The 21132-nt window shown below is 61.3% G+C and carries 23 protein-coding genes; 17 read left to right on the top strand and 6 right to left on the bottom strand.

The features are described 5' to 3' along the window. Positions 1-2: 2 nt before the first annotated feature. Together AC2LD7_RS04365 and AC2LD7_RS04370 are read left to right on the top strand one after the other, a co-directional pair. On the top strand, positions 3-953 hold the full coding sequence (locus AC2LD7_RS04365; protein WP_484596630.1) for a LysR family transcriptional regulator: 951 nt from the start codon (positions 3-5) through the stop codon (positions 951-953). Continuing rightward, positions 940-1578 carry a UbiX family flavin prenyltransferase gene (locus AC2LD7_RS04370; RefSeq protein ID WP_484596631.1) on the top strand — a complete coding sequence of 213 codons (639 nt, stop codon included), beginning with the start codon at positions 940-942 and terminating at the stop codon, positions 1576-1578. Before AC2LD7_RS04365 ends, AC2LD7_RS04370 begins: the two co-directional genes overlap by 14 nt. 43 nt (positions 1579-1621) lie before the next feature. Here AC2LD7_RS04370 and AC2LD7_RS04375 read toward each other — a convergent pair whose 3' ends face one another. Then, positions 1622-2398, bottom strand: a complete 777-nt coding sequence (locus tag AC2LD7_RS04375) for an alpha/beta fold hydrolase (RefSeq protein ID WP_484596632.1) — start codon at positions 2396-2398, stop codon at positions 1622-1624. An 88-nt stretch (positions 2399-2486) separates the two neighbouring features. Between AC2LD7_RS04375 and AC2LD7_RS04380 the strand changes: the two genes are divergently transcribed. The 4 genes from AC2LD7_RS04380 to AC2LD7_RS04395 all read left to right on the top strand — a co-directional run bounded on the left by AC2LD7_RS04380 (position 2487) and on the right by AC2LD7_RS04395 (position 5471). Continuing rightward, complete coding sequence (locus AC2LD7_RS04380; protein WP_484596633.1) at positions 2487-3452, top strand: XdhC family protein; 966 nt, start codon at positions 2487-2489, stop codon at positions 3450-3452. Further along, positions 3442-4053, top strand: a complete 612-nt coding sequence (locus AC2LD7_RS04385; RefSeq protein ID WP_484596661.1) for a nucleotidyltransferase family protein — start codon at positions 3442-3444, stop codon at positions 4051-4053. The genes AC2LD7_RS04380 and AC2LD7_RS04385 overlap by 11 nt, the downstream gene beginning before the upstream one ends. Positions 4054-4063: 10 nt before the next feature. Continuing rightward, on the top strand, positions 4064-4936 hold the full coding sequence (locus AC2LD7_RS04390; RefSeq protein ID WP_484596634.1) for a helix-turn-helix transcriptional regulator: 873 nt from the start codon (positions 4064-4066) through the stop codon (positions 4934-4936). Between the two features lie 322 nt (positions 4937-5258). Next, the gene (locus AC2LD7_RS04395) at positions 5259-5471 is read left to right on the top strand and encodes a hypothetical protein (protein WP_484596635.1); all 213 of its coding nucleotides are present in this window, start codon (positions 5259-5261) and stop codon (positions 5469-5471) included. Positions 5472-5506: 35 nt separating this feature from the next. On the opposite strand, the gene mdtD is transcribed toward AC2LD7_RS04395, so the two are convergent. Next, the gene (mdtD, locus tag AC2LD7_RS04400) at positions 5507-6919 is read right to left on the bottom strand and encodes a multidrug transporter subunit MdtD (RefSeq protein WP_484596636.1); all 1413 of its coding nucleotides are present in this window, start codon (positions 6917-6919) and stop codon (positions 5507-5509) included. A gap of 312 nt (positions 6920-7231) precedes the next feature. On the opposite strand from mdtD, the gene AC2LD7_RS04405 reads away from it, so the two are divergent. The 4 genes from AC2LD7_RS04405 (at position 7232) to AC2LD7_RS04420 (ending at position 10449) form a co-directional block, all read left to right on the top strand. After that, positions 7232-7765: an iron transporter gene (locus AC2LD7_RS04405; protein WP_484596637.1), complete on the top strand. Its 534-nt coding sequence runs from the start codon at positions 7232-7234 to the stop codon at positions 7763-7765. Between the two features lie 14 nt (positions 7766-7779). Next, positions 7780-8109 carry a cupredoxin domain-containing protein gene (locus AC2LD7_RS04410; RefSeq protein WP_484596638.1) on the top strand — a complete coding sequence of 110 codons (330 nt, stop codon included), beginning with the start codon at positions 7780-7782 and terminating at the stop codon, positions 8107-8109. A 109-nt stretch (positions 8110-8218) separates the two neighbouring features. Beyond that, complete coding sequence (locus AC2LD7_RS04415; protein WP_484596639.1) at positions 8219-9076, top strand: FTR1 family iron permease; 858 nt, start codon at positions 8219-8221, stop codon at positions 9074-9076. Then, positions 9073-10449, top strand: a complete 1377-nt coding sequence (locus AC2LD7_RS04420; protein WP_484596640.1) for a 4Fe-4S binding protein — start codon at positions 9073-9075, stop codon at positions 10447-10449. The genes AC2LD7_RS04415 and AC2LD7_RS04420 overlap by 4 nt, the downstream gene beginning before the upstream one ends. 160 nt (positions 10450-10609) lie before the next feature. Here AC2LD7_RS04420 and AC2LD7_RS04425 read toward each other — a convergent pair whose 3' ends face one another. After that, positions 10610-10819, bottom strand: a complete 210-nt coding sequence (locus AC2LD7_RS04425) for a hypothetical protein (RefSeq protein WP_484596641.1) — start codon at positions 10817-10819, stop codon at positions 10610-10612. Between the two features lie 257 nt (positions 10820-11076). Further along, entirely contained in the window at positions 11077-12603 is a 1527-nt protein-coding gene (norR, locus tag AC2LD7_RS04430; protein ID WP_484596642.1) for a nitric oxide reductase transcriptional regulator NorR, read from the bottom strand. A gap of 355 nt (positions 12604-12958) precedes the next feature. Here norR and AC2LD7_RS04435 point away from each other — a divergent pair, with 355 nt between their 5' ends. Together AC2LD7_RS04435 and AC2LD7_RS04440 are read left to right on the top strand one after the other, a co-directional pair. Continuing rightward, positions 12959-13273, top strand: a complete 315-nt coding sequence (locus AC2LD7_RS04435) for a c-type cytochrome (protein WP_484596643.1) — start codon at positions 12959-12961, stop codon at positions 13271-13273. A 272-nt stretch (positions 13274-13545) separates the two neighbouring features. Further along, positions 13546-14406, top strand: a complete 861-nt coding sequence (locus AC2LD7_RS04440) for a LysR family transcriptional regulator (RefSeq protein ID WP_484596644.1) — start codon at positions 13546-13548, stop codon at positions 14404-14406. A gap of 36 nt (positions 14407-14442) precedes the next feature. Here AC2LD7_RS04440 and AC2LD7_RS04445 read toward each other — a convergent pair whose 3' ends face one another. After that, positions 14443-15582: an HPP family protein gene (locus AC2LD7_RS04445; RefSeq protein ID WP_484596645.1), complete on the bottom strand. Its 1140-nt coding sequence runs from the start codon at positions 15580-15582 to the stop codon at positions 14443-14445. A gap of 305 nt (positions 15583-15887) precedes the next feature. On the opposite strand from AC2LD7_RS04445, the gene AC2LD7_RS04450 reads away from it, so the two are divergent. Continuing rightward, positions 15888-16289: a DUF488 domain-containing protein gene (locus AC2LD7_RS04450; protein ID WP_484596646.1), complete on the top strand. Its 402-nt coding sequence runs from the start codon at positions 15888-15890 to the stop codon at positions 16287-16289. A gap of 4 nt (positions 16290-16293) precedes the next feature. Here AC2LD7_RS04450 and AC2LD7_RS04455 read toward each other — a convergent pair whose 3' ends face one another. After that, on the bottom strand, positions 16294-17292 hold the full coding sequence (locus AC2LD7_RS04455; protein WP_484596647.1) for a TRAP transporter substrate-binding protein: 999 nt from the start codon (positions 17290-17292) through the stop codon (positions 16294-16296). Positions 17293-17652: 360 nt separating this feature from the next. Here AC2LD7_RS04455 and AC2LD7_RS04460 point away from each other — a divergent pair, with 360 nt between their 5' ends. The 4 genes from AC2LD7_RS04460 to AC2LD7_RS04475 all read left to right on the top strand — a co-directional run bounded on the left by AC2LD7_RS04460 (position 17653) and on the right by AC2LD7_RS04475 (position 21015). Further along, positions 17653-18597: an NAD(P)/FAD-dependent oxidoreductase gene (locus AC2LD7_RS04460; RefSeq protein WP_484596648.1), complete on the top strand. Its 945-nt coding sequence runs from the start codon at positions 17653-17655 to the stop codon at positions 18595-18597. Positions 18598-18749: 152 nt separating this feature from the next. Continuing rightward, entirely contained in the window at positions 18750-19169 is a 420-nt protein-coding gene (locus AC2LD7_RS04465; protein WP_484596649.1) for a nucleotidyltransferase substrate binding protein, read from the top strand. After that, entirely contained in the window at positions 19166-19516 is a 351-nt protein-coding gene (locus AC2LD7_RS04470) for a nucleotidyltransferase domain-containing protein (protein ID WP_484596650.1), read from the top strand. Before AC2LD7_RS04465 ends, AC2LD7_RS04470 begins: the two co-directional genes overlap by 4 nt. A 122-nt stretch (positions 19517-19638) precedes the next feature. After that, complete coding sequence (locus AC2LD7_RS04475) at positions 19639-21015, top strand: L-serine ammonia-lyase (protein ID WP_484596651.1); 1377 nt, start codon at positions 19639-19641, stop codon at positions 21013-21015. Positions 21016-21132: the final 117 nt, after the last annotated feature.

Consider the following 21132-nt stretch of genomic DNA (forward strand, 5'->3'; position numbering starts at 1 on the left):
AGATGGAACTGCGCCAACTGAAGTACTTCACCTGTCTGTATGAAGAGGGTTCGGTCACGAAGGCGGCGCAGCGTCTGAACATCGTGCAGCCAGCGCTCTCGATGCAGATTGCCAAGCTGGAAGAAGAACTCGGCCAACCCCTGTTCGACCGCACCCCCAAAGGCATGACGCCAACCGAAGCCGGGGTCCAGGCCTACCGTTTGTTCATGCCGATCCTCAGCGAACTGCTGGAGGCCCGCCAGACGTTGATCGATCGCAGCGGCAAGATCGGCGGGCGGATCAATGCGGGGCTGATTGCCTCGGCTGCCAATCAGGCGCTGGCCAGTACCCTCGCCTATTTTGTCGAACACCATCCGGACGTCGATCTGCAGGTGAGCTACGGCTACAGCCAGGATCTGATAGATCGAGTGCTGTCTGGCGCGCTGGACTTCGCCGTCATCAATCAGAGCTTCCAGCAGGAACACCTGAACCGCATCGATATCCTCGACGAAGAACTGCTTGTCGCAACCGGGGCCAGCACCCGGCTGCACATGCCAACACCCGTGCCGCTCGCGGCATTGGCTCAATTGAAACTGGTGCTACCCTCTCGCCGCCACGGGCTGCGCATCGTGATCGACCAGGCGCTCGCCGCCCAAGGGCTGGAGTTGGCGCCACACCTCGAGCTCGACGACTTGACGGTAATCGAGAGTTTTCTGCGCCGCAGCGACTGGATCAGCGTGCTGCCGGCGACGGTATTGCAGCGCGGGCTGGAAGAAGGTGCGCTGCGCGCCTATCCGCTTGCCAGCCCCGGAATCACCCGTCGGATGGTCTGCGTGCACGACAGCCGGCGACCACTCACGCCTGCCGCCACGCTGTTCGTCGACATCATCAGCAAGACGCTGGGCACCGCTCTCAATGCCATCCATTTCTATAAGGAAGGCGCGATACAGGACACCGATCATGATCTCAGCTAACCCTCGCCCCCAGCGGCTCATCATCGGGATATCGGGCGCTTCGGGTGCGATATACGGTGTGCGCCTGCTGGAGCTGCTGCGCGACACACCGATCGAGACCCACCTGATGGTCACCAAGTCGGCGCTGATCACCCTTGCTCACGAAACCGGTCTGTCGTGGTCGCAGCTCAAGTCCATGGCAACGGTGAGCTATTCCAACCAGGACATAGGCGCAGCCATTGCCAGCGGATCATTCAAGACCATGGGCATGATCATCGCTCCTTGCTCGGTACGGACCATGTCGGAAATCGCCAGCGGGGTGACCTCCACCCTGCTGACTCGCGCGGCGGACGTCATTCTGAAGGAGCAGCGCCGGTTGATATTGATGGTGCGCGAGACGCCGCTGCACCGAAACCACCTGCGCACCATGACCGAACTGGCGGAACTGGGCGCGGTCATCGCGCCACCGGTCCCGGCTTTCTATGCGCGCCCGACATCGATCGATGACATGGTCAACCACACCCTCGGGCGCGTGCTGGACATGTTCGACATCGAGCTTGGCATCGTCCGCCGCTGGCGTGACGAGCCAGAAGCAGTCCCAACCCTGGATGAGATCGAGACGGCGATGGCCGACGAGCAGGGTTGAGATGAATGCCGGACAAGGTGGCGTGCAACCAGGCTCGATCGCTCTAAGTCGGGAGCGTGGCCAGAAATTGGCCGATCAGCTCGAGTGTGCTATCCCTGGCCTGGTTCTGCGGAAAATGCCGGCAGTTGTCGAGCAACTCGACGCGGCTATTGGGCACGTGATGCGCTATCAGCGTCATTTGCTCGGTGGTTGCATATTCATCGTCCCGTCCCTGCAGCGCCAGAACAGGTATTGCAATGCGCGGCAGATGGTCGAGCAGATGCCAGCCGGTGAAGTCCGGTTCCAGCCAGGTGTCGCTCCAGCCATGAAAAGCACCGTCGGTGTTCCTGCCGTGATAGGCGCCAAGCTGCTCGCGCAGGCCGCCTTCGAGGAACTGAGCGACAGTCTGGCGGATACCGGCGAGGCTCGCCGGCTCGACCGTGACGTGAGGCGCGAGGGCCACCACGCCGCGAACGCGCGGGTCATTGCGTGCGGCGTAAGCCAGGGCGATCGAAGCCCCATCGCTGTGGCCAACCAGCACCACTTTGTCGAGTCCAAGCGTCTCGAGAACCTGAGCCAGCTCATCAGGGCCGGCTTCGCTCAAGTAATCCAGCCGGCGTGGCAGCGGCACCGCGCTCGATCCGCCATAGCCTTGGCGGCTATAGGCAAGAATCGACAGCCCGGTCGACGCGGCGAGCACATCGGGAAAATCCTTCCACAGGGCGACACAACCCAGCCCTTCGTGCAACAGAACCAGCGTTGGACCAGTCGAATCCGCGTTGGACAACAGCCGATACTCGAGCATGGCCGTACCGGTATCGAGAAGGGAGCAAGGCGACATCCCGCAGGCTTCCTGATAGAAAAGGAAGTGAAGGGTAACCGATTATCACGGCGCGCCAAGGCGCTGGCCGCGACCAGGGGAAACATGCATGCAACATCTTGATCTGCAAGTCATCGAGCAGGCCCTGCACTGGGTACGGGGCGGTCACGAGCTATGGCTGTGCACGGTCCTGTCGACCTATGGATCGGCGCCGCGGGCGCCGGGCGCGCTGCTCGTTGCCCGAGCCGATGGCGCCCATGTCGGTTCGTTATCTGGCGGCTGCGTCGAAGAAGAGTTTCTTCACAGCCTTGCGCAGGGCGAACTACGCGCGCCAGCGCAGATCATCCGTTACGGTGAGAGCGACGATGATCGGCGCCGGCTCCGCCTGCCCTGCGGCGGCATTCTGCAGGTGCTGGTCGAGCATCATGTCCCGAGTGAAGCATTGGCAAATCACCTGGAAGCCTTGCAGGCTGCGCTACAAGGCCAGCGCCGTCTCCTGCGCCGCGTGAATCTCACAACCGGGGGCGCCGAGCTGCTGCCCGATCACGGTGGTGAGCAGACCTGCCTCAAGGATGAACATGCGGAAATTCGCGTTGGCCCGGCTTTGCGCCTGTTGCTCGCCGGCGTCTCCCCGGTGGCGCAAGCATGCGCCGGCTTCGCAAGGGCCCTTGGTTGCGAGGTGATTGCCTGCGACCCCCGCGAGGAAGTGCAAGGGATGCTGATCGAGGGCATCGAGATCAAGCCCGTGTTGCCTTCCATGTTTATCGCCTCGGGAGGATGTCACGAGGCGACTGCGGTGGTCGCGTTGACCCATGATCCGCGCATCGATGACCTCGCCCTGATGGAAGCCGTACGGACGCCGGCGTTTTACATTGGCGCCATGGGCTCGCGACAGACTTCATCCAAGCGGGCGGAACGGCTGCAGCGCGTCGGCGGTCTGAGCCTGGAGCAAATCGAGCGCATCCACATGCCTATCGGGCTGGATCTAGGCAGCAAGACCCCAGCCGAAATCGCCCTTTCGGTAATGGCCGACGTATTGCGCGTGTACCGAGGCAAGGCCCGTGATGCGCTCTGACGTCATCGGTCTGGTTCTCGCCGCCGGCCAAGCGCGTCGTTTCGGCGCCGACAAGCGCCTGGCCCGCCTCGGTAATGGCCACGGCGTGTTGGAGGCGACCTTGCAAACAGCGGGATCAGTGTTTTCCGAACTGGTGCTGGTGTTGCGTCCAGATGATCAGCGCTCGGATTATCGATTACCGCCAGGTGTGCGTGTCGTACATGCCGCGCGTGCCAAGCAAGGAATGGGTGCAAGCCTGGCGGACGGCGTGACGGCTATTGCCCAGCAACCGGCGCAAGCTGTCGCCATCCTGCTGGGTGACATGCCCTGGATCACCACCGCCACGCTGGTGCAGTTGGCCAAGGCGGCGACGGAAGATGGCATCGTCCAGCCGTGCCATCTGGGGCGGCCGGGTCATCCGGTGCTGTTCGGTCGTCATTTCTGGCCGCAGCTTTGCGCGTTGGATGGCGATAAGGGTGCAAGCGCCCTGATCGCTCGAAATCCGGCCGCTCACCTATTGATCGACGTCAGCGACCCGGGTATCTACCTGGATATCGACGTGCCGTCCGATCTTGCATCTGCTCCCGAATCCGCCGGCTTCCAAACGCCGGCCTCACCTTGAGGCGCTAACGATGTCCATTGCCCAACGTGTATTTCACGGGAAGTTCGGTCGGGTTGCCCTTCTAGACATGAACCGACCGCTCGTGACTCATTCTCATCACGAATGTCATGTGCTGGTGAAAGCAGCAGGGGCGGATACGTTCTTCAATGTGAATGGACGCCAGGTTCCGCTGACCGATCGCTGCGCCGTGCTGGTCAACGCCTGGCAGCCGCATTTCTATGATTACCAGCAGGGTTCCGAGTACACCCAGATCCTGGCGCTTTATATCGAACCGGCGTGGCTGGCCGATGCACAGCAGTCACTAGCGCTCAGCGGACATCCGGAATTTTTCTCCCAGCCATGCATCGAGCTCAGCAGCAAGAACCGGGCGATGGCTGACCGATTGATCGCCGAGACTTATTCGTCCGGTCTGGTCCCGCTCGAGCGTATCGAGTTTCTGTTGTTCGACTTTCTCATCGAGCTGATCGAAGACTTTTCGCAATGGCGCCAGCTTTGTCGGCTGGGAATACAGACGCGACAGGGTTTCCGAGATGCACGTATCCGCCGAGCCTGCGACTATCTGCAAACACACCTGGACGATCCGCAATGCATCGCTAACGCAGCGCGAGCGGGGGGGCTTTCACGTGCGCATTTTTTCACGCTGTTCCGGCAGGACACCGGCATGACACCCATGCTGATGCTGAACGATGCACGCATGCGCCAAGCCTTTTCGTGGCTGGAGCAGGAACGCACCGGAACACTTGGCAAGTTGGCCGAGAACCTCGGATTCTCCGAACAGGGACACTTCACGCGATTCTTTCAACAACATATAGGCGCATCCCCAAGCCAGTACCGCCGGGTTGTGGACAGTTATTCACCGTCCAACTCCGTCAAAGGCTCATAACGGGGCCCTCGCAAGATGTTCAGGTTTCGTCGAGGACAGCACTGCATCTCTCGCTATTGCCACCTCGATTCGCATATCGACGGAGGGATGTTGGGATCCCTAGGTGGAGTTGCTGGAGCGAGCGGAGGCTCATGGCGGTATTCAGTCGCAAAGATTTTCACCGGAGCGGGCTCTGGCGCGACAGCCCAGCGAATGAACCGTTCAGCGGAACGCGGTGGAAAGGCGATGAGCGGCCGCTGCTAGAGAAGCGTTAGCTGTCAGAATGACATCATGGCTGCAGCGGAGCAGCCACTCTTCTGAATTGAGCGCGAGCCTGCTTATCATGTCTTCCGAAAAACTCTACACGATCGTCCTGGAACACAGCCTGGAGGTGCTCCTGGAGGCCGCCACGATTGAGCAGGTCGAGGCGTTCTGGGATGCGTACGACACCCGCTACTTCGGCCTGCGCATGGAGGAGGAAAACAGCCACCACGCGCGCGTGATCGTCACCGACGAGATCCCAGAGGAAGAAGAAGCCGAACTCTGCATCGGCTGACCTTGTTCCCTGATGCACAGATCCGCACGGATCGGTCATTCCTCGTCGATAAGCCTGGCGGCCATGGACTGCTTGCTGTCCAGCTGAAAGAACAGCGATGCGGCCAACATCGACATCGCACCGATGCACAGGAAGGTCAGGTGAAACGCTTGCAGCACGGCCTCGCCATCGGCGCCCGGGACGGTGAAGCCGCCAAGCAGTGCACCGGCCGAGGCAACGCCCAGGCTCATCGACAACTGCACCACCACCGATAGCAGGCTGTTGCCGCTGCTGGCGTCCTGGTTGCTGAGACCGACCAGGGTTACGGTGTTCATCGCGGTGAACTGCATCGAATTGACGATCCCGATCAAGCTCAGGTGCAGCAGCAGGAATGCCGTTGGGGTATTCGCATCGATCGTCGCCAGGCTTGCGATCAAACTGCCCAACAAGAGCGTATTTCCCACCAATATCCGCCGGTAGCCGAGGCGATCGATCAGCGGTTTTGCCAGCGGCTTGACCAGCATGGCGCCGATTGCCAGCGGAATCATGGTCATCCCCGCCTCTGACGGCGAATAGCCCAGGGCTACTTGCAGCAACAACGGCAGCATGAACGGCAGCGCACCACTGCCCAGACGGGCGAACAAATTGCCTAAGATACCGACGGCGAAGCTGCGGGTATGGAACAGCGAAGGGCTGAACAGCGGGTTGTCGACATGCCCGGCGCGCAGCCAGTAAGCCGCTAGGCCAGCGCTGCCAATTACCATCAGCAGCAGGACACGGGCGTGCGGCATCTGCATATCGCCAAGCCCTTCGAGCGCGATGGTGATCAGCACCATCGCGCCCCCGAAAAGCACGAAGCCAAAGGTGTCGAAACGGATTCGCTCGGCGCTTTTCAGATCGGGCATGAAGCGAAACGCGGCGATACAACCTACCAACCCAACCGGCAGGTTGATCAGAAATATCCAGTGCCAGGACGCGTATTCCACCAGCCAGCCGCCGAGGGTCGGGCCAATCAATGGGCCGACCATGCCCGGTAACGCAATGAACGTCATCACCCGCACGAACTCGCTACGCGGATAGGCACGCAGCACGACCAGGCGCCCGACCGGCAGCATCAGCGCACCACCCACGGCCTGCACCACTCGCGAAATCACCAGTTGGTCGAAGCTCGTGCTCATCGCGCACAGCAACGAGCCGACCGTGAACAACACGATGGCGGAAAAGAAGATCCGCCGGGTGCCGAAGCGATCCGCGACCCAACCCGATGCCGGAATCAGTAGCGCCACGGTGAGCATGTAGGCGATGACCACACCCTGCATGCGCAGCGGGTCTTCCGCGAGATCGCGCGCCATAGCCGGCAAAGCGGTGTTGAGGATGGTGCCGTCGAGGGTCTGCATGAAGAACGCAATGGCGACCAGCCAGGGCAGCACGCGGGCGGTACGGGCATCCAGTACGGCGGCTTGAGGCATAGAGTCCCCTGACTCGAAAATGCACATGGTAGGCCGCGATCAGGTGATTACGTAGTTGTTTTTGCCGCAGCGCTCGCCCGACATGGGCCAGGCGCATCGCGAAAACCCGCGGCTTGAGGGGTGCGACAACTCAACGCACCCACACCCCCTGAACGCCCGCCGTACGCCTGTCTGGATCTGCCGAGTAGCAACCGCTGATTCGACCACCCCTATACGTAACAAACTATTTCATAGAGAATTTACGCGAATCATTATCGTTAACCATCGCAGGTGCGAACTTCTACCGCAACCCAATAACTCTTCGGAGGTTTCATGCGCATTCCCGCTACCCTCGCTATCGCTTCGTTGTTGCTGACTCCCCTTGCCCAAGCCAAGGAATACCCCATCGGTGAACCGCAGCAGTGCGGCGGTATGGAAGTCGGTGCGGTGTACCTGCAGCCCGTCGAGATGGAACCTGCCGGTATGATGCTCGCCGCGGCCAAGTCCGACGTGCATCTGGAAGCCGATATCGCTGCGACCGAGAACAACCGCAACGGCTGGCAGGAAGGCAGCTTCGTCTCCTACCTGAACATCCGCTACGCGCTGAGCAAGAAAGGCTCCGATGAGAAGATCGAGGGTGACTTCCATCCGATGGTTGCCAATGACGGTCCGCACTACGGCGACAACGTGAAGCTGATGGGTCCGGGCAAATACACGCTGACCTTCACCGTCTCGCCGCCGGGTGGCGATCACGCCATGTTCGGCCGCCATGTCGACAAGGAAACCGGCGTCGCGCCCTGGTTCGAACGTTGCGAGCTGAACTACGAGTTCACCTACGCCGGCATCGGCAAGAAAGGCGGCTATTGAGCCGGAGGCCAGCCATGCAACGCGCTCTGCTGTACGCCCTGCCCTTGCTCGCCGTTATGTCCGGCGTGGCTCAGGCTGGGCTGCCGACCTACGAGCTGACCATTCGCGACGGCCATTTCGAGCCGGCGACTCTTGAAGTGCCGGCCCGTCAACGCTTCAAGATCGTCGTGAACAATGCCGGCAGCGGCCCGACCGAGTTCGAAAGCACACCCCTGCGAGTAGAAAAGGTGCTTTCGCCCGGTGTCACCTCATTCGTCGTGATTCACCCGCTCAAACCGGGTCGCTATCCCTTCTTCGACGAGTTCCACCTGGATCTCCCCGAAGGGGAAATCATCGCCAAGTAGTCCCTGTGGCCTGCGCCGCCGGTTCATGGCATCGCAATTGATTTCGACCTTTCGTCGTCGATTCGATCGACAGAGCCAGCCACGCAGACCACCCATCAGGAGAAGCGAAATGGGCCAATCACTGTTCATCGTCTGGCGCGAAAGCGTCGAGGCCCTGCTGGTCATCGGTATTCTGCATGCATGGCTGAGCCAGCAACCGAATAATCGCCATGCGCTGCGCATGCTATGGGCCGGTGTGGCGGCCGGGCTGGGCCTGGCAACGTTATTGGCGTGGGGCATTCTCAGAGCTGGCGACTGGCTGGCCGGCCCGGCCGGAGAGTGGTTTCAGTGCGGCATGTTAGTGGTCGCCAGCATCCTGATCTTGCAGATGGTCGGTTGGATGCATCATCACGGCCGCGACCTCAAACGCAATCTGGTCGACAATGCCGCGGCACGCCTCAGCCAAGGCAGTGGCATCGGCCTGCTGGTGTTGGCGATGCTCGCCGTGGCCCGCGAAGGCAGCGAGACGGTGGTGTTCCTGTACGGTATCGGTCATCAGCAGCAGGGCACCGATCTGGCCAGTTTCGTTATCGGCGGCGTGCTTGGCTTCGCCCTCGCGCTGCTGAGCTACGCAGCCCTGCAGGCCGGCAGCCGCGTGTTTTCCTGGAAGCGCTTCTTCAAGGTCAGCGAAGCCCTGCTGCTGTTGCTCGGCGCTGCGCTGCTGATGGCCGGGCTCGACCGCTTCAGCGGTCAGTTGATGGGCATGGACGTGCCAGAAGTGCTTTACACCGTCTTCGGCGACGCGCTGTGGGACAGCTCGGCGCTGCTCGATGATGGCAGCACGCTGGGCAGCACCATCGCCGGGCTGACCGGTTACCGCGCGATGCCATCGCTGGCCGCGGTGATCCTCATGGCCTTTTACTGGCTGGCTGTCTGGGTCTGGTTGCGACCAAAGCCGGAGGCTCGTCTGGAGGCGCGCCCAGCATGATCGCCAGCACTCCCTGGCTGGCACGTATCGGCGACCTGCTGCGTCAGCATGCCAAAACCATCCGCCTGATCCAGTGGCTAGTAGTCGGCTTCTATCTGGTCCTGCTGCTGGTGCCCGCCGTACTTTCACTGCCGCCTTCCGAGGCGCGCATGCTCGACAACATCACGGTGTTCGCCCAGTTCCTGTTCTGGGGGCTGTGGTGGCCGTTCGTATTGCTGTCGATGGTCATCTTCGGCCGGCTCTGGTGCGGCGTGCTCTGTCCGGAAGGCTCGCTCAGCGAGTGGATCAGCTGGCGCGGCCTGAATAAGGGCACTCCGAAATGGATGCGCTGGAGCGGTTGGCCGACCGTGGCGTTCGTACTGACCACCGTCTACGGACAACTGATCAGCGTCTATGACTACGGCCGTGCTGCGGCCTTGATCCTTGGCGGTTCGACGGTCGCGGCGATGATCGTTGGCTTTCTCTACGGTCGCGGCAAGCGCGTCTGGTGCCGACACCTGTGCCCGGTGAGCGGCGTGTTCGGCCTGCTCGCGCGCCTTGCGCCGATGCACTACAAGGTCGATGAAGAACGTTGGCAGGCCAATCAGGGACCGAAGCTGGCCACACCCAATTGCGCACCGCTGATCGACATCCGCCGCATGCAGGGCAACAGCGAATGCCATGCCTGCGGTCGTTGCAGCGGGCAGCGAGGTGCTGTCGCCCTCGCCGCCCGATCACCCAACGAAGAAATTCTCATCGTCGGCGAGCAGCCGCAAAACAATCACTGGGACAGCACCCTGCTGCTGTTCGGCATGATCGGGCTGGCCATGGGTGCGTTCCAGTGGACGGTCAGCCCTTGGTTCATCACGCTCAAGCAGTCGGCCGCCGAATGGCTGGTTGATCGAGACATCTTCTGGCCGCTGCAGGCCAACGCACCCTGGTGGCTGTTGACCCACTATCCGCAGGCCAACGATGCGTTCACCTGGCTAGATGGCACGGTAATTCTCACGTACATCGGTGCCTGTTCGCTGATGATCGGCGGCGCGCTCTGGTTACTGTTGCGCGCGGCGGTGCGTCTGATGGGGCGTGGCGACAACGTATTCCAGCATCTGGCGTTAGCCTTTACGCCACTGGGCGGGGCCGGTCTGTTTCTCGGCCTGTCGGCGACTACCGTCAAGCTGCTGCGTTACGAAGGCTTGATCCTCGCCTGGGCGCAACCCGTCCGCGCATTGTTGCTGATTGGCGCCATAGGCTGGAGCCTGTATCTGGCGTGGAGGGTGATGAGCCGTTACGGTGCCAACGGCCTGCGCCGCCTGATAGCCTTCGCCTGCATCGGGTTGGGCACCGCGCTGGTCGGCTATGGCTGGTATCTGCAGTTCTGGGGCTGGAGCTGATTCGCTCGTTTTCAGTTGGTGGGCTGAAGCGGAACGCCGCCCGGCCCACCCTACCGGTGACTACTGCGTAGGATGGGCTTCAGCCCACCGCAAGCCCGCTCAAGCTTCAGACCTCAAAGCTCGTCCAGCCTCCAGCGCTTCTTTCGGCTCCTGCACCACCTCAAATCCCCTCGTCGCCTTCGAATTCTTCGGTGGCGCGGGCGACCATCTGCCGCCAAGCGCCCGACTCCTCTGCCAGCAAGCGCATCGCCTTGAGGCTGGCCTCGAAAGCCTGCCGATAGTGCTGCGCGTCGTTCTCGCTGGCGGCTCGATCAGCGTGTGCCTGCGCTTCGCTCAGCAGCGCCTCGAAATGATCATGGTCCAGGGCCATGGATATCTCCTCGATAGTGATGGTTTTGAGCTTAGCAGGTCGTTGAAAAACTACCTGCGTTGGCAATCCTGCGTTAAAAACAGCCTCAAAATGCTCATTTACAGCAGTAAACTCCGCTTTTTCGGCTGTTTTTGCCTCCTCTTGCCTGCCTCGCCTACGTTTCTCAACGACCTGCAAGACCACCATCACACCCGGACGACTCGCGCTGTTGGGCGGACTGCAACAGCGACGGTCTGCATTAGCCCATGGCCAATCAATCACTTCAGCTTTAGCCGCCGCGCCAGCTTGTGTAGGTTGCTGGAGTCGACATCAAGCATCCGCGCCGCCCGTGCCCAGTTCTCGCCGCTGGCTTCCAGCGCGCGGGTGATTGCCTGGCGCTGGCTGGTATCGACGGCTTCGCGCAGCGAGACGATGCCCGCCTGCACCGCCGGCTGCACCTCGGCAATTGGCGACAGCGAGGTCAAATGCGAGCTATCCAAATCAAGCAGATCCGGCTCCAGCGTAAGAATTTCGCTACGCGACGCGCCACGGCTGAGCAGGCGTAGCGCCGCACGACTGATCACGTGCTCCAGTTCGCGCACATTGCCCGGCCAGGCATAGGCCAGCAGCACCCTTTCGGCAGCCGGCGACAGACGCATGCTGCGCAGTCCCAGACGCGCACGGTTCAGCTCGAGAAAATAGCCCGCGAGGATCAGAACATCATTGCCGCGCTCGCGAAGCGGCGGAATCGGGGCTGGATAGACCGACAAACGATGATAGAGATCGGCGCGGAAATTCCCGTCACGCACGCTTTCCCGCAGGTTGCGGTTGGTCGCGGCGATGATCCGCACATCGACCTGGCGCGGTTTGTCAGCCCCCAACCGTTGAATCTCGCCGTTCTGCAAGGTACGCAAGAGCTTCGCCTGGACGACCAACGGCAACTCACCCACCTCATCGAGCACCAGGGTGCCTCCGTTGGCCGCATCGAAACGCCCAGGACGGTCGGTGGTGGCGCCGGAAAAGGCGCCCTTGACATGACCGAACAGCTCGCTCTCGGCCAGCGACTCGGGTAACGCCGCGCAATTGACCAGCACCAGCGGCTTGTTGCGCCGCCGCGAATGGCGATGCAACCAGCGCGCGAACAGTTCTTTGCCTACCCCGGTTTCACCCAGCAGCAGCACCGGCAGCTCGGAATCGGCCACCACTTCCAGTTCGCGCAGCAGGTCGGCGATCACCTGGCTCTGGCCAAGGATTTCGCCATCGCCGGGCACCTGAGTAGGTTCCAGCACATCGCTACGGGCCAGACGCAGGCCGCGGTTCTCGTGCTCCAGGCGGGTGATGCGGACCGCCGCTTCGATCACCAGGGTGTAACGCTGCAGATCGCTCCGGGCGTTTTCGTCGAAGGTGCCGGCATGCAGCGCATCGAGGGTCAGCGCGCCCCACAGTTTGCCTTCGAGATAGAGGCTGACCCCCATGCAATCGTGCACCGGCAAGGGCTCACCGAGGTGTTCGTCGAGCAGGCCATCATAGGGGTCGGGCAGACGGCTGTCGGGTTCGAACCAAGTCGGCTCGCGCTGCGAGAGAATCGCCGCCAGCCGCGGATGCTGGGCGACCACGAAGCGCCGACCGAGTACCTCCTGAACCAGCCCAACCGCCGCCAACGGGCGTAGCGTGCCCTCATCGAGGCGCAGCAATACCACCGCACCACAGTGAAAACGTTGGTGCAGCGTATGCACCAGCCGCTGCAAACGAACCGCGTTGGGCAGCTCGGTGGCCAAGTCGCCCAGAAGCGCTTCTTCGATCATGGTTCTAGACACCCTCAAGGTTTTTTGAACCCTAAACCGCCTCGGTACTTTTCACCAGCTCTTCGGTAGCGCAGGGTTCCGGTTGAGAAAACAAGCGGAACATTTCAGCGCTTCGGATAGCCATAGAAAGAATGAAGCCCATCGTCGGCGTAGCGCCGTGGTGTTTGGGAAGCCGCCTCTAAAAGCTGTCGAATGCAGAGCAACTTTATCGCTGTCGAAAAACACAATGATCAGCGATAAAAGAATTGCTTAGCCCACCCGGTAAATCTAACGTGCACAACACCCGGTACGCTTATTCCGGGTCCGGGGGGCGGGCTTCAAGATCCAACCCCGTTAGCCTTGAGGAAAGTAACTCATGAAGAAAATTTTGATTCCACTGCTCGCCCTGGGCGGCGCCATGGCTCTCCAACCAGCCATGGCGCAGGACGGTGAAGCGCTGTTCAAGAGCAAGCCTTGCACTGCCTGCCACAACGTCGACGCCAAGCTGGTCGGCCCGGCCCTGAAGGAAGTCGCCGCCAAGTACGCCGGTCAGGAAGGCGCTGCCGACATGCTCGCCGACCACATCAAGAATGGTACTCAGGGCAACTGGGGCCCGATCCCGATGCCGCCAAACCCGGTAACCGAAGAAGAAGCCAAAGCACTCGCCGAATGGGTTCTGAGCCTCAAGTAACACCAAGCGACGCCATGACCCTGCCTTGGAATGCAGTCATGTGCCTGGAGCTCGCCCTGGCGCCTCTCGTCCCAACTTCCGCTGCCCTGGCGATCGTCCCGACTGTCGAACGCCAGGCCCAGCCTGAGCATTTACCGGTACAGGAACGAGCTTCTGCCACGGGCTGCGCATGCCTCGGTCCGCACTGACGCCCACACAGTGCCACAAGCGGCGCGAATCCCAGTCTCGGTTCGCTACAATCGTTAGCCCACCGACGACCCAAGGCCCCGCACATGGACATCGATCTCGCCCGTACCTTTCTCGAGATCATCCGCAGCGGCAGCTTCATCGCCACCGCCGAGCGGCTGCATATCACTCAGACGGCAGTCACCGCGCGGGTGCGCAGCCTGGAAACGCAACTCGGTTGCCGTCTGTTCGTGCGCAACCGCGCAGGCGCGCGGCTGACCAGCGATGGCGAACGCTTCGTCACCTATGCCACCCAACTGGTGCAGACCTGGGAAACCGCGCGGCGAGACCTGCCCTTGCCACGCGGTTACGACAAATTGCTGTCGCTCGGCGCTGAAGTGAGCCTATGCAATCCGCTGATGCTCGCCTGGGTGCAGCGCTTGCGTCAGGTCATGCCCGATTACGCGTTGCGCAACGAAGTGGCCACCGACAACGAATTACAGAAGAAGCTCGACCTCGGTGCGCTGGACGCAGCGTTGGTGCATCAGCCCGAATACTGGCCGGGCCTGCAGATCGAACAGTTACTCGAAGAGAAGCTGATACAAGTCGAGCACGCCATCAACCCCGAGCCCTACCTTTATGTAGATTGGGGCCCGGCGTTTCGCAACCAGCACGACCTCGCACTGCCGATCAACATCCGCGCCGCCTTGTCCTTCAGCCTCGGTCCGCTGGCGCTGCAATATCTGGTGCAGTGCGGTGGCCGCGGTTATTTCCGCACGCGGGTGGTCCAGCGTTATCTGGACGAAGGCATCCTCAAGCGCGTCGAGCAGGCGCCGGAATTCAGCTATCCGGTCTATCTCGTTTATTCGCGTGCGGCGCAGTCTCCGGCGCTGTTCGAAGCGATCGAGCTATTGCGTGAGGTGGCTGTGGATGACTACGACTGGTCGCGCTGGAACTATGAATTTTGAGCGGAGTTCTGAGCGGAGTTCTGAGCGAACCGTCGATCAATCCGGCAGATGTTTTAGCCAGTTCTGATAGAGCGCAGCAATCAGATCGGTCTGGGTAATCATGCCCACCAGACGCTGCTGATCGTCGACCACCGGCAGGCAGTGCAGGCCACGGTCGGACAGCATGAACACCAGTTCGACCATATGGGTGTCCTCAGTCACCGAGACCACCGGAGTACTCATGATCGCGCGCAGATGTACACCACGAAGAAATTTCAGCTGACCGAAATTGATTCGCGCAGGCGCCGGGTGGAAGTGCTTGAGCAGGTCGACCAGGGTCACGATACCCACCAGCTTGTGGCTATCGGCTTCCAGTACCGGCAACGAGTGCAGCCGGTGCTCGCGCAGGCTCTGCCAGGCTCGCTGGATGGTACAGTCCGGTGTGCTCCAGTAGAGGTCGCGAGACATGATGTCGGCGGCGGTGATTTCGCCCATGCTCCGCCGTAGCGCATGTTTTTCGGTCTGTTTGATCAGCTGCGCAAGGTCGTCACGGGTGATGTCCACGTACTCACCGAAATCCGCCAGAGCCCGTTCGACATCGTCTTCGCTGAAACTCATGCGCTCGCTGGGTAGCGCATCGTGTGTGTGATGAGTATTGCCTTTCTGAGGGCGCGGCTTCGGATAAGAGTGCCCGGTCAGGTTGTTGTAGACCAACGCAACCGCAACCAACAACAGCGAATTGAACGCCACCGGATACAGCAATTCGAAGCCGTACGCATGAAGCTCGGGGCTACCCACCACCGCGACCAATGCGAGCGCAGCGCCCGGCGGATGCAAGCAACGCAGGCCGAACAGACAGACAATGGCCAGCGCGCCCGCGATGCCAGCGGCCGTAGCCACAGGGACTGCGCTTGCACCAAGCGCCACGCCGATCAAGGTCGCAAACAGGCTACCGGCGATAACCGACCATGGCTGCGCAAAAGGACTGGATGAGGCGCAGAACAGCAGCACAGCCGATGCCGCCGCCGGTGCCGCCAAAGGCAGCGTGATCGAGGTGCCGAAGACCCAGGCGCTGGCAGGCATCACCAGCAGCATCGCCAGCCCGACGCCAATTGCGGCACGCAGCCATTCAGCGGGCCGCGCCGATAACGGCGCGGGCACAAATGATCGGCACCAGTCGAAGAGGCGTTCTTGCATCGTTCCTGCTTTGCTTGCGAATGTTCGATAGGTTGCGATGCAGGAAACTGCCCCGTTAGGACGACGCACCGCAACATTCAAAATGCGGGTCGGCGCACCGAATAGTCGCACCGATAAAATTGCGCGCACATTGTCGGTGCACCAATGGGTCCTGACCAATGAATAGTATTGATCTTCAGCAGCAATAATTTTGCTTCCAAACAACGATGAGCTTCGCACAGAGGGACATGCTCAGAGCCGTTGTGGCCTCGCAATGCAGTCAGACTTTTCTATGCTTGGCTGACGAGCGAAAGGAGCCAGTACCGATGATCTTTTGTAAGCGCGCCTATGAACAGGCGCAAGCCAGCGATGGTTGCCGGGTTCTGGTCGATCGGCTGTGGCCACGCAACTGTCGCAAGGAACGACTACGACTCGATGACTGGATAGCCGACGTCGCCCCGTCCACCGAGCTGCGCCGGTCGTTCAAGGCTGGCGAGCTGGATTTCGAGGCGTTCCGGCAGGCGTATCGCAAGGAACTGGCCGCGCATCCGGAACACTGGTGGCCGCTGGTGGAAATCGTCGAGCGCGGCCGGCTGACATTGATCTATGCCGCACGTGATGAGCAGGCGAACAATGCGCGCGTATTGGCCGAATGGCTGGAGGAAGAACTGGAGCGCCGAGGCGCGCAGAGCTCGCCGACCTGCTATGCCGGCGAGCGGTTGTCATGATGGCTCAGTGCTTGCGATTGACCGTCAGCGCCGCACGAATCACATCGGCGCCGATGTCCGCTTCATAGGTTTTCCATACTGGCATCATCTTCTCGCGCCAAGCCTGTCGCTGCTCCGGCGTGAGGGTGATCAGCTTGCTGCTGCCGCTGGCAAGAATCCGGTCGCGGTCGCGCTGATTGAGCGCTGCGGCTTCTCGGTTCACCGCCTGAGTGACTTCTAGAATGATGCCCTCGAGCTCCGAGCGCACCGCGAACGGCATCGTCATCCAGAACTTCGAACTGGTCACCAGCATGTAATTGAGCACACCGTGATTACTCTCAGTAATGAACGGCTGAACCGTGTGCATGTTCTGGCTGGCAATGTTCGACCAAGGGTTCTCCGCGCCCTGGACCACACCGCTCTTCAGTGACTTGTACACGTCGGCGAAGGGCAGTATCACCGGCTTGGCCCCGACCGCGTTGAACTGCGCTTCCAGCACGGCGGAAGGCTGCACGCGGAACGCCAGTCCAGCGGCATCTTCCGGCACGTGCAGCGCACGCGTAGCGGAAAGCTGCTTCAGACCGTTATTCCAGTAAGCCAGGCCATAGATGCCGGAATCGGCCATGGAGCGCAGCAGCTCGCGGCTCATCTCGCGCTTCTGGAAGCGCTGAACGGCGGCTTGGTCGTCGAACAGGAACGGCAGATCGAAGACCTGGAGCTTTTTTGTGTACTTGCTGAATTTGGAGAGCGAAGGCGCGAGCATCTGCACCTCGTTATTCAGCAGTGCCTGCATTTCGTCGGCGTCGCCAACCAGCGTCGAGTTCGGATAGACCTCTACCTTCACCTTGCCGGCCAGCCGCTCGTGCACCAGCTTCTGGAACATCAGCGCGCCTTTACCCTTGGGCGTGTCATCCGCCACTACGTGCGCGAACTTGATGACGACGGGGTCCCCTTCGGCCGCCATAGCCGGGAAACTTAACCAACACAGGGCTGCGACCAGCACAGCGACACAAGACTTGAACATCTGACCCCCAACGGGAAAAGCTCGACTCCGGCGCCTTGTGAGCACCGTTCGAGTGGTTTATCGATTGCGATACGACCCGACACACGCTGCTGCGCGACAGATCCATTCGAGTTTGGTTGGCCAGATCATTCACGACGATGCAGCGCCGGCGGCTGGCCTTTATTGGAATGCGGATCGTGAAACCCCAACGTTGAAGCCGTCGCGATCCGAACTGGAAAGTTTTCGTCATCGCCGGGCGCGGCACAAGCACGGGAAAGTCCAACCAGCTCTCAAAACGGGACATTGCATTTATCGGAATGACCGAACTTTCCAGCAGCCGGCCCTTTCTACAGGCAATCCACAAGCCGATTAGCCAACGCCATGAACGAACGCCCATCGCACCAGCAACCCACTCTGATCGACTGCCTGATCGTCGGCGGCGGTCCCGGTGGGCTGACCGCCGCCCTGTACCTCGCCCGCTTTCGTCGCAGTTGTCTGGTAGTGGACGCCGGGTCCAGCCGGGCCTCATGGATCCCGCGATCACACAACTACCCGGGTTTTCCGCCGGGCATCAACGGAAACGATCTACTCATGCGCCTGCGTGAGCAGGCCAGCGGCTACGGCGCCAGGCTCGAACACGGCCGGGTCGAGCATATCGAGCCACATGCCGACGGGTTCAGCGTGCGCTACGGGGAAAACACCTGCGTCACCCGGCGGATCATCCTCGCCACCGGTATCGAGGACACCTTGCCAGATATGCCCGACGTCGGGCAGGCCATTGCCGACGGCAAGGTGCGGCTGTGCGCGATCTGCGATGGGTATGAGGTCAATGGCGACAACGTTGCTGTTTATGGCGAAGCGGAATGCGCCATCAGTCACGCAGTGTTTCTGCGAACCTTCAGTGACAAAGTCACGGTGGTGGTACACGGCGAGCAGGACGCCTGTGATCAGGCCATCGCTCTGGCCGAACACTACGACATCCGCCTGATCAGCGACCGCGTCGAAACCCTGCGTCCTTGCGAGACCGGCATCGAGCTGATCACCTGCAGCGGCGACACCCATCACTTCGATGTCATCTACCCCAGCCTCGGCGCACGCTTTCGCTCCGAGCTCGCGCAGCAGTTGGGCGTCGGATGCGACGAATGTGGCGGCGTGCTGGTTGACGACCATTCGCAGACTTCGGTGCGCGGCCTCTATGCCATCGGCGACGTGACCATGGGCCTGAAGCAGATGAGCGTCGCCATCGGCCAGGCAGCCCAGGCAGCGACCGCGGTGCACAACAGCCTGGAATCCAAACCCTGGGGTGGCTCAGAAGTGATGCGGTGAACAGCTCCAGCCCCGTCTTGCTGCGCAAAGCCGGCCATCCGCGACCACTCGAAGACGTGTAGATCAACTGCAATCAGGCAGAGCGCTGCCACCTGACTGACAACGGGGGGCGAGCTATGATAGCTACCCACGCGCTACTTGAGACCGTCACGATGGCAGACCAAGACATACGCTGGCAACAGCGCCTGGCCAACTACAACCGTGCACTCGCGCAGTTGACGAGGGCCGTTGAACTGGCCCAAGCGCGACCGCTCAGCGAACTGGAAAAGCAAGGCCTGATCCAGGCGTTCGAATTCGTGTTTGAACTGGCTTGGAACCTCATGAAGGATTACTTCCTTTACCAAGGCAACCCCGCCATCACCGGCTCCCGCGATGCCATCCGCACAGCATTCAAGCAGGGCCTGATTGCCGACGGTGAAGGCTGGATGGAAATGATCAAAAGCCGCAACCAGACGGCGGATACCTACAACGGGTCCATCGCCAACGAGATTGCGGGGAACGTCGTGACGCTATACCACCGCCTTTTTCTGCAGTTGCAAGAGCAAATGAACCAGTTGGTCCGACAAGAATGAACCACGAGCTTCATTTTGGCTTGCCAGCAAATGCCATCAACAAACTGCGCGATGTGTTCAATGGCTGGCCGGAGATTCAGCGCGTAGTGCTATACGGCTCGCGCGCAAAAGGTAGCTACCGGCCCGGCTCCGACATAGATCTGACGATCGAAGCCGATGCGCTATCGCTCTCCCAGCTACTGGCCCTCGAAAACCAGATCGACGAGCTGCTCCTACCCTGGATGGTCGATCTCTCACTCAAGCGCCACATAGACAACCCCGCCCTTCTCGATCACATCCACCGCGTCGGCGTACCGTTCTACGTTCGCCAAGACAAAGCATTGCCTGACATTCCAACATCCAGCTAGCCGCTCTGCCTGGCGTGGCTAACACCTCGCGCTAAATGCGGTTCGTTGGGGACGCATTACAACGTTCGCAAGCACCTGGCGGTCTAGGATGAATACAGAGCCATCCGCCTCGGGAGCACTTCATGTCACTCAGCGTTTTCGACTTGTTCAAAATCGGTATCGGCCCGTCCAGCTCGCATACCGTAGGACCGATGCGCGCGGCGTTGCGCTTTGCCGAGGGGCTCGAACGTGACGATTTGCTGGCGACTACCGAACGGCTCAAGGTCGAGCTGTACGGCTCGCTCGGCGCCACCGGCAAGGGCCACGGCAGCGACAAGGCGGTGCTGCTCGGGCTCGAGGGTGAGCTGCCCGAGGAGGTCGATACCGTCAGCATTCCACAGCGCATGGCGGCCATGCGCGAGTCTCACGAGCTGCGTCTGCTAGGCGAGAAGACTATCCGCTTCGATATCAGCAACGATCTGCTGTTCATTCGCAAGCCGCTGGCCTTTCATCCCAACGGCATGATCTTCCGCGCGTTCGATGGTGCCGGGTTGCAATTGCGCAGCCGCGAATACTATTCGGTGGGCGGCGGTTTCGTCGTCGACGAACAGGCGGCTGGCAACGACCGCATCGTCGAAGACAGCACGCCACTGCCCTACCCTTTCCGTAGCGCCGCCGAGCTGTTGGCGCTGTGCGGTGAGCACGGGCTGTCCATCAGCGAGCTGATGCTGGCCAACGAGGCCGCTTGGCGCCCGGAAGCCGAAACCCGCGCCGGCCTGCTGAAGATCTGGAAGGTCATGCAGGATTGCGTCAAAACCGGCTGCCACACCGAAGGCGTGATGCCCGGCGGGCTCAAGGTCCGGCGCCGCGCTGCCGGTCTGTACCGCCAACTCAGCGAGCATCCGGAAGCCAATCTGCGCGACTCCCTCAACGTGCTGGATTGGGTCGATCTGTATGCCCTGGCGGTCAACGAGGAGAACGCCGCTGGCGGCCGGGTCGTGACCGCGCCAACCAATGGCGCGGCGGGAATCATCCCGGCGCTGCTGCACTATTACGTGCGCTTCATTCGCGGCGCCAACGAAGACGGCGTGGTGCGCTTTCTGCTCACCGCCGCGGCCATCGGCATTCTCTACAAGGAAAACGCCTCCATTTCCGGCGCCGAAGTTGGCTGCCAGGGCGAGGTGGGAGTTGCATGTTCGATGGGTGCCGGCGCCCTGTGCGAGGTGCTCGGTGGCACTCCACAACAGGTCGAGAACGCTGCTGAGATCGGCATGGAACACAATCTCGGGCTCACCTGCGACCCGGTCGGCGGGCTGGTCCAGGTACCGTGCATCGAGCGCAACGCCATGGGCTCGGTGAAGGCCATCAATGCCGCGCGTATGGCGCTGCGCGGCGACGGCAGCCATTTCATCTCCCTGGACAAGGTCATCCGAACCATGCGTCAGACCGGTGCCGACATGAAGAGCAAGTACAAGGAGACCGCTCGCGGAGGGCTGGCGGTGAACATTATCGAGTGCTGAAGCGATCGTGTGATCGTTCCATCGGTCGTTCAGTTCGCGTCGGCCGCCCAGACAGCAGCAATCGACGTCTCCAGGCCTTATCATTCCCAGGCGGTATCGCTGGCGCCCAAAGGAATT

Source organism: Stutzerimonas sp., from assembly GCF_982611455.1.

Coding starts and splice junctions, on each gene's coding strand:
- AC2LD7_RS04365 (WP_484596630.1), top strand. CDS start 3: ATGGAACTGCGCCAACTGAAGTACTTCACCTGTCTGTATGAAGAGGGT.
- AC2LD7_RS04370 (WP_484596631.1), top strand. CDS start 940: ATGATCTCAGCTAACCCTCGCCCCCAGCGGCTCATCATCGGGATATCG.
- AC2LD7_RS04375 (WP_484596632.1), bottom strand. CDS start 2,398: ATGTCGCCTTGCTCCCTTCTCGATACCGGTACGGCCATGCTCGAGTAT.
- AC2LD7_RS04380 (WP_484596633.1), top strand. CDS start 2,487: ATGCAACATCTTGATCTGCAAGTCATCGAGCAGGCCCTGCACTGGGTA.
- AC2LD7_RS04385 (WP_484596661.1), top strand. CDS start 3,442: ATGCGCTCTGACGTCATCGGTCTGGTTCTCGCCGCCGGCCAAGCGCGT.
- AC2LD7_RS04390 (WP_484596634.1), top strand. CDS start 4,064: ATGTCCATTGCCCAACGTGTATTTCACGGGAAGTTCGGTCGGGTTGCC.
- AC2LD7_RS04395 (WP_484596635.1), top strand. CDS start 5,259: ATGTCTTCCGAAAAACTCTACACGATCGTCCTGGAACACAGCCTGGAG.
- mdtD (WP_484596636.1), bottom strand. CDS start 6,919: ATGCCTCAAGCCGCCGTACTGGATGCCCGTACCGCCCGCGTGCTGCCC.
- AC2LD7_RS04405 (WP_484596637.1), top strand. CDS start 7,232: ATGCGCATTCCCGCTACCCTCGCTATCGCTTCGTTGTTGCTGACTCCC.
- AC2LD7_RS04410 (WP_484596638.1), top strand. CDS start 7,780: ATGCAACGCGCTCTGCTGTACGCCCTGCCCTTGCTCGCCGTTATGTCC.
- AC2LD7_RS04415 (WP_484596639.1), top strand. CDS start 8,219: ATGGGCCAATCACTGTTCATCGTCTGGCGCGAAAGCGTCGAGGCCCTG.
- AC2LD7_RS04420 (WP_484596640.1), top strand. CDS start 9,073: ATGATCGCCAGCACTCCCTGGCTGGCACGTATCGGCGACCTGCTGCGT.
- AC2LD7_RS04425 (WP_484596641.1), bottom strand. CDS start 10,819: ATGGCCCTGGACCATGATCATTTCGAGGCGCTGCTGAGCGAAGCGCAG.
- norR (WP_484596642.1), bottom strand. CDS start 12,603: ATGATCGAAGAAGCGCTTCTGGGCGACTTGGCCACCGAGCTGCCCAAC.
- AC2LD7_RS04435 (WP_484596643.1), top strand. CDS start 12,959: ATGAAGAAAATTTTGATTCCACTGCTCGCCCTGGGCGGCGCCATGGCT.
- AC2LD7_RS04440 (WP_484596644.1), top strand. CDS start 13,546: ATGGACATCGATCTCGCCCGTACCTTTCTCGAGATCATCCGCAGCGGC.
- AC2LD7_RS04445 (WP_484596645.1), bottom strand. CDS start 15,582: ATGCAAGAACGCCTCTTCGACTGGTGCCGATCATTTGTGCCCGCGCCG.
- AC2LD7_RS04450 (WP_484596646.1), top strand. CDS start 15,888: ATGATCTTTTGTAAGCGCGCCTATGAACAGGCGCAAGCCAGCGATGGT.
- AC2LD7_RS04455 (WP_484596647.1), bottom strand. CDS start 17,292: ATGTTCAAGTCTTGTGTCGCTGTGCTGGTCGCAGCCCTGTGTTGGTTA.
- AC2LD7_RS04460 (WP_484596648.1), top strand. CDS start 17,653: ATGAACGAACGCCCATCGCACCAGCAACCCACTCTGATCGACTGCCTG.
- AC2LD7_RS04465 (WP_484596649.1), top strand. CDS start 18,750: ATGGCAGACCAAGACATACGCTGGCAACAGCGCCTGGCCAACTACAAC.
- AC2LD7_RS04470 (WP_484596650.1), top strand. CDS start 19,166: ATGAACCACGAGCTTCATTTTGGCTTGCCAGCAAATGCCATCAACAAA.
- AC2LD7_RS04475 (WP_484596651.1), top strand. CDS start 19,639: ATGTCACTCAGCGTTTTCGACTTGTTCAAAATCGGTATCGGCCCGTCC.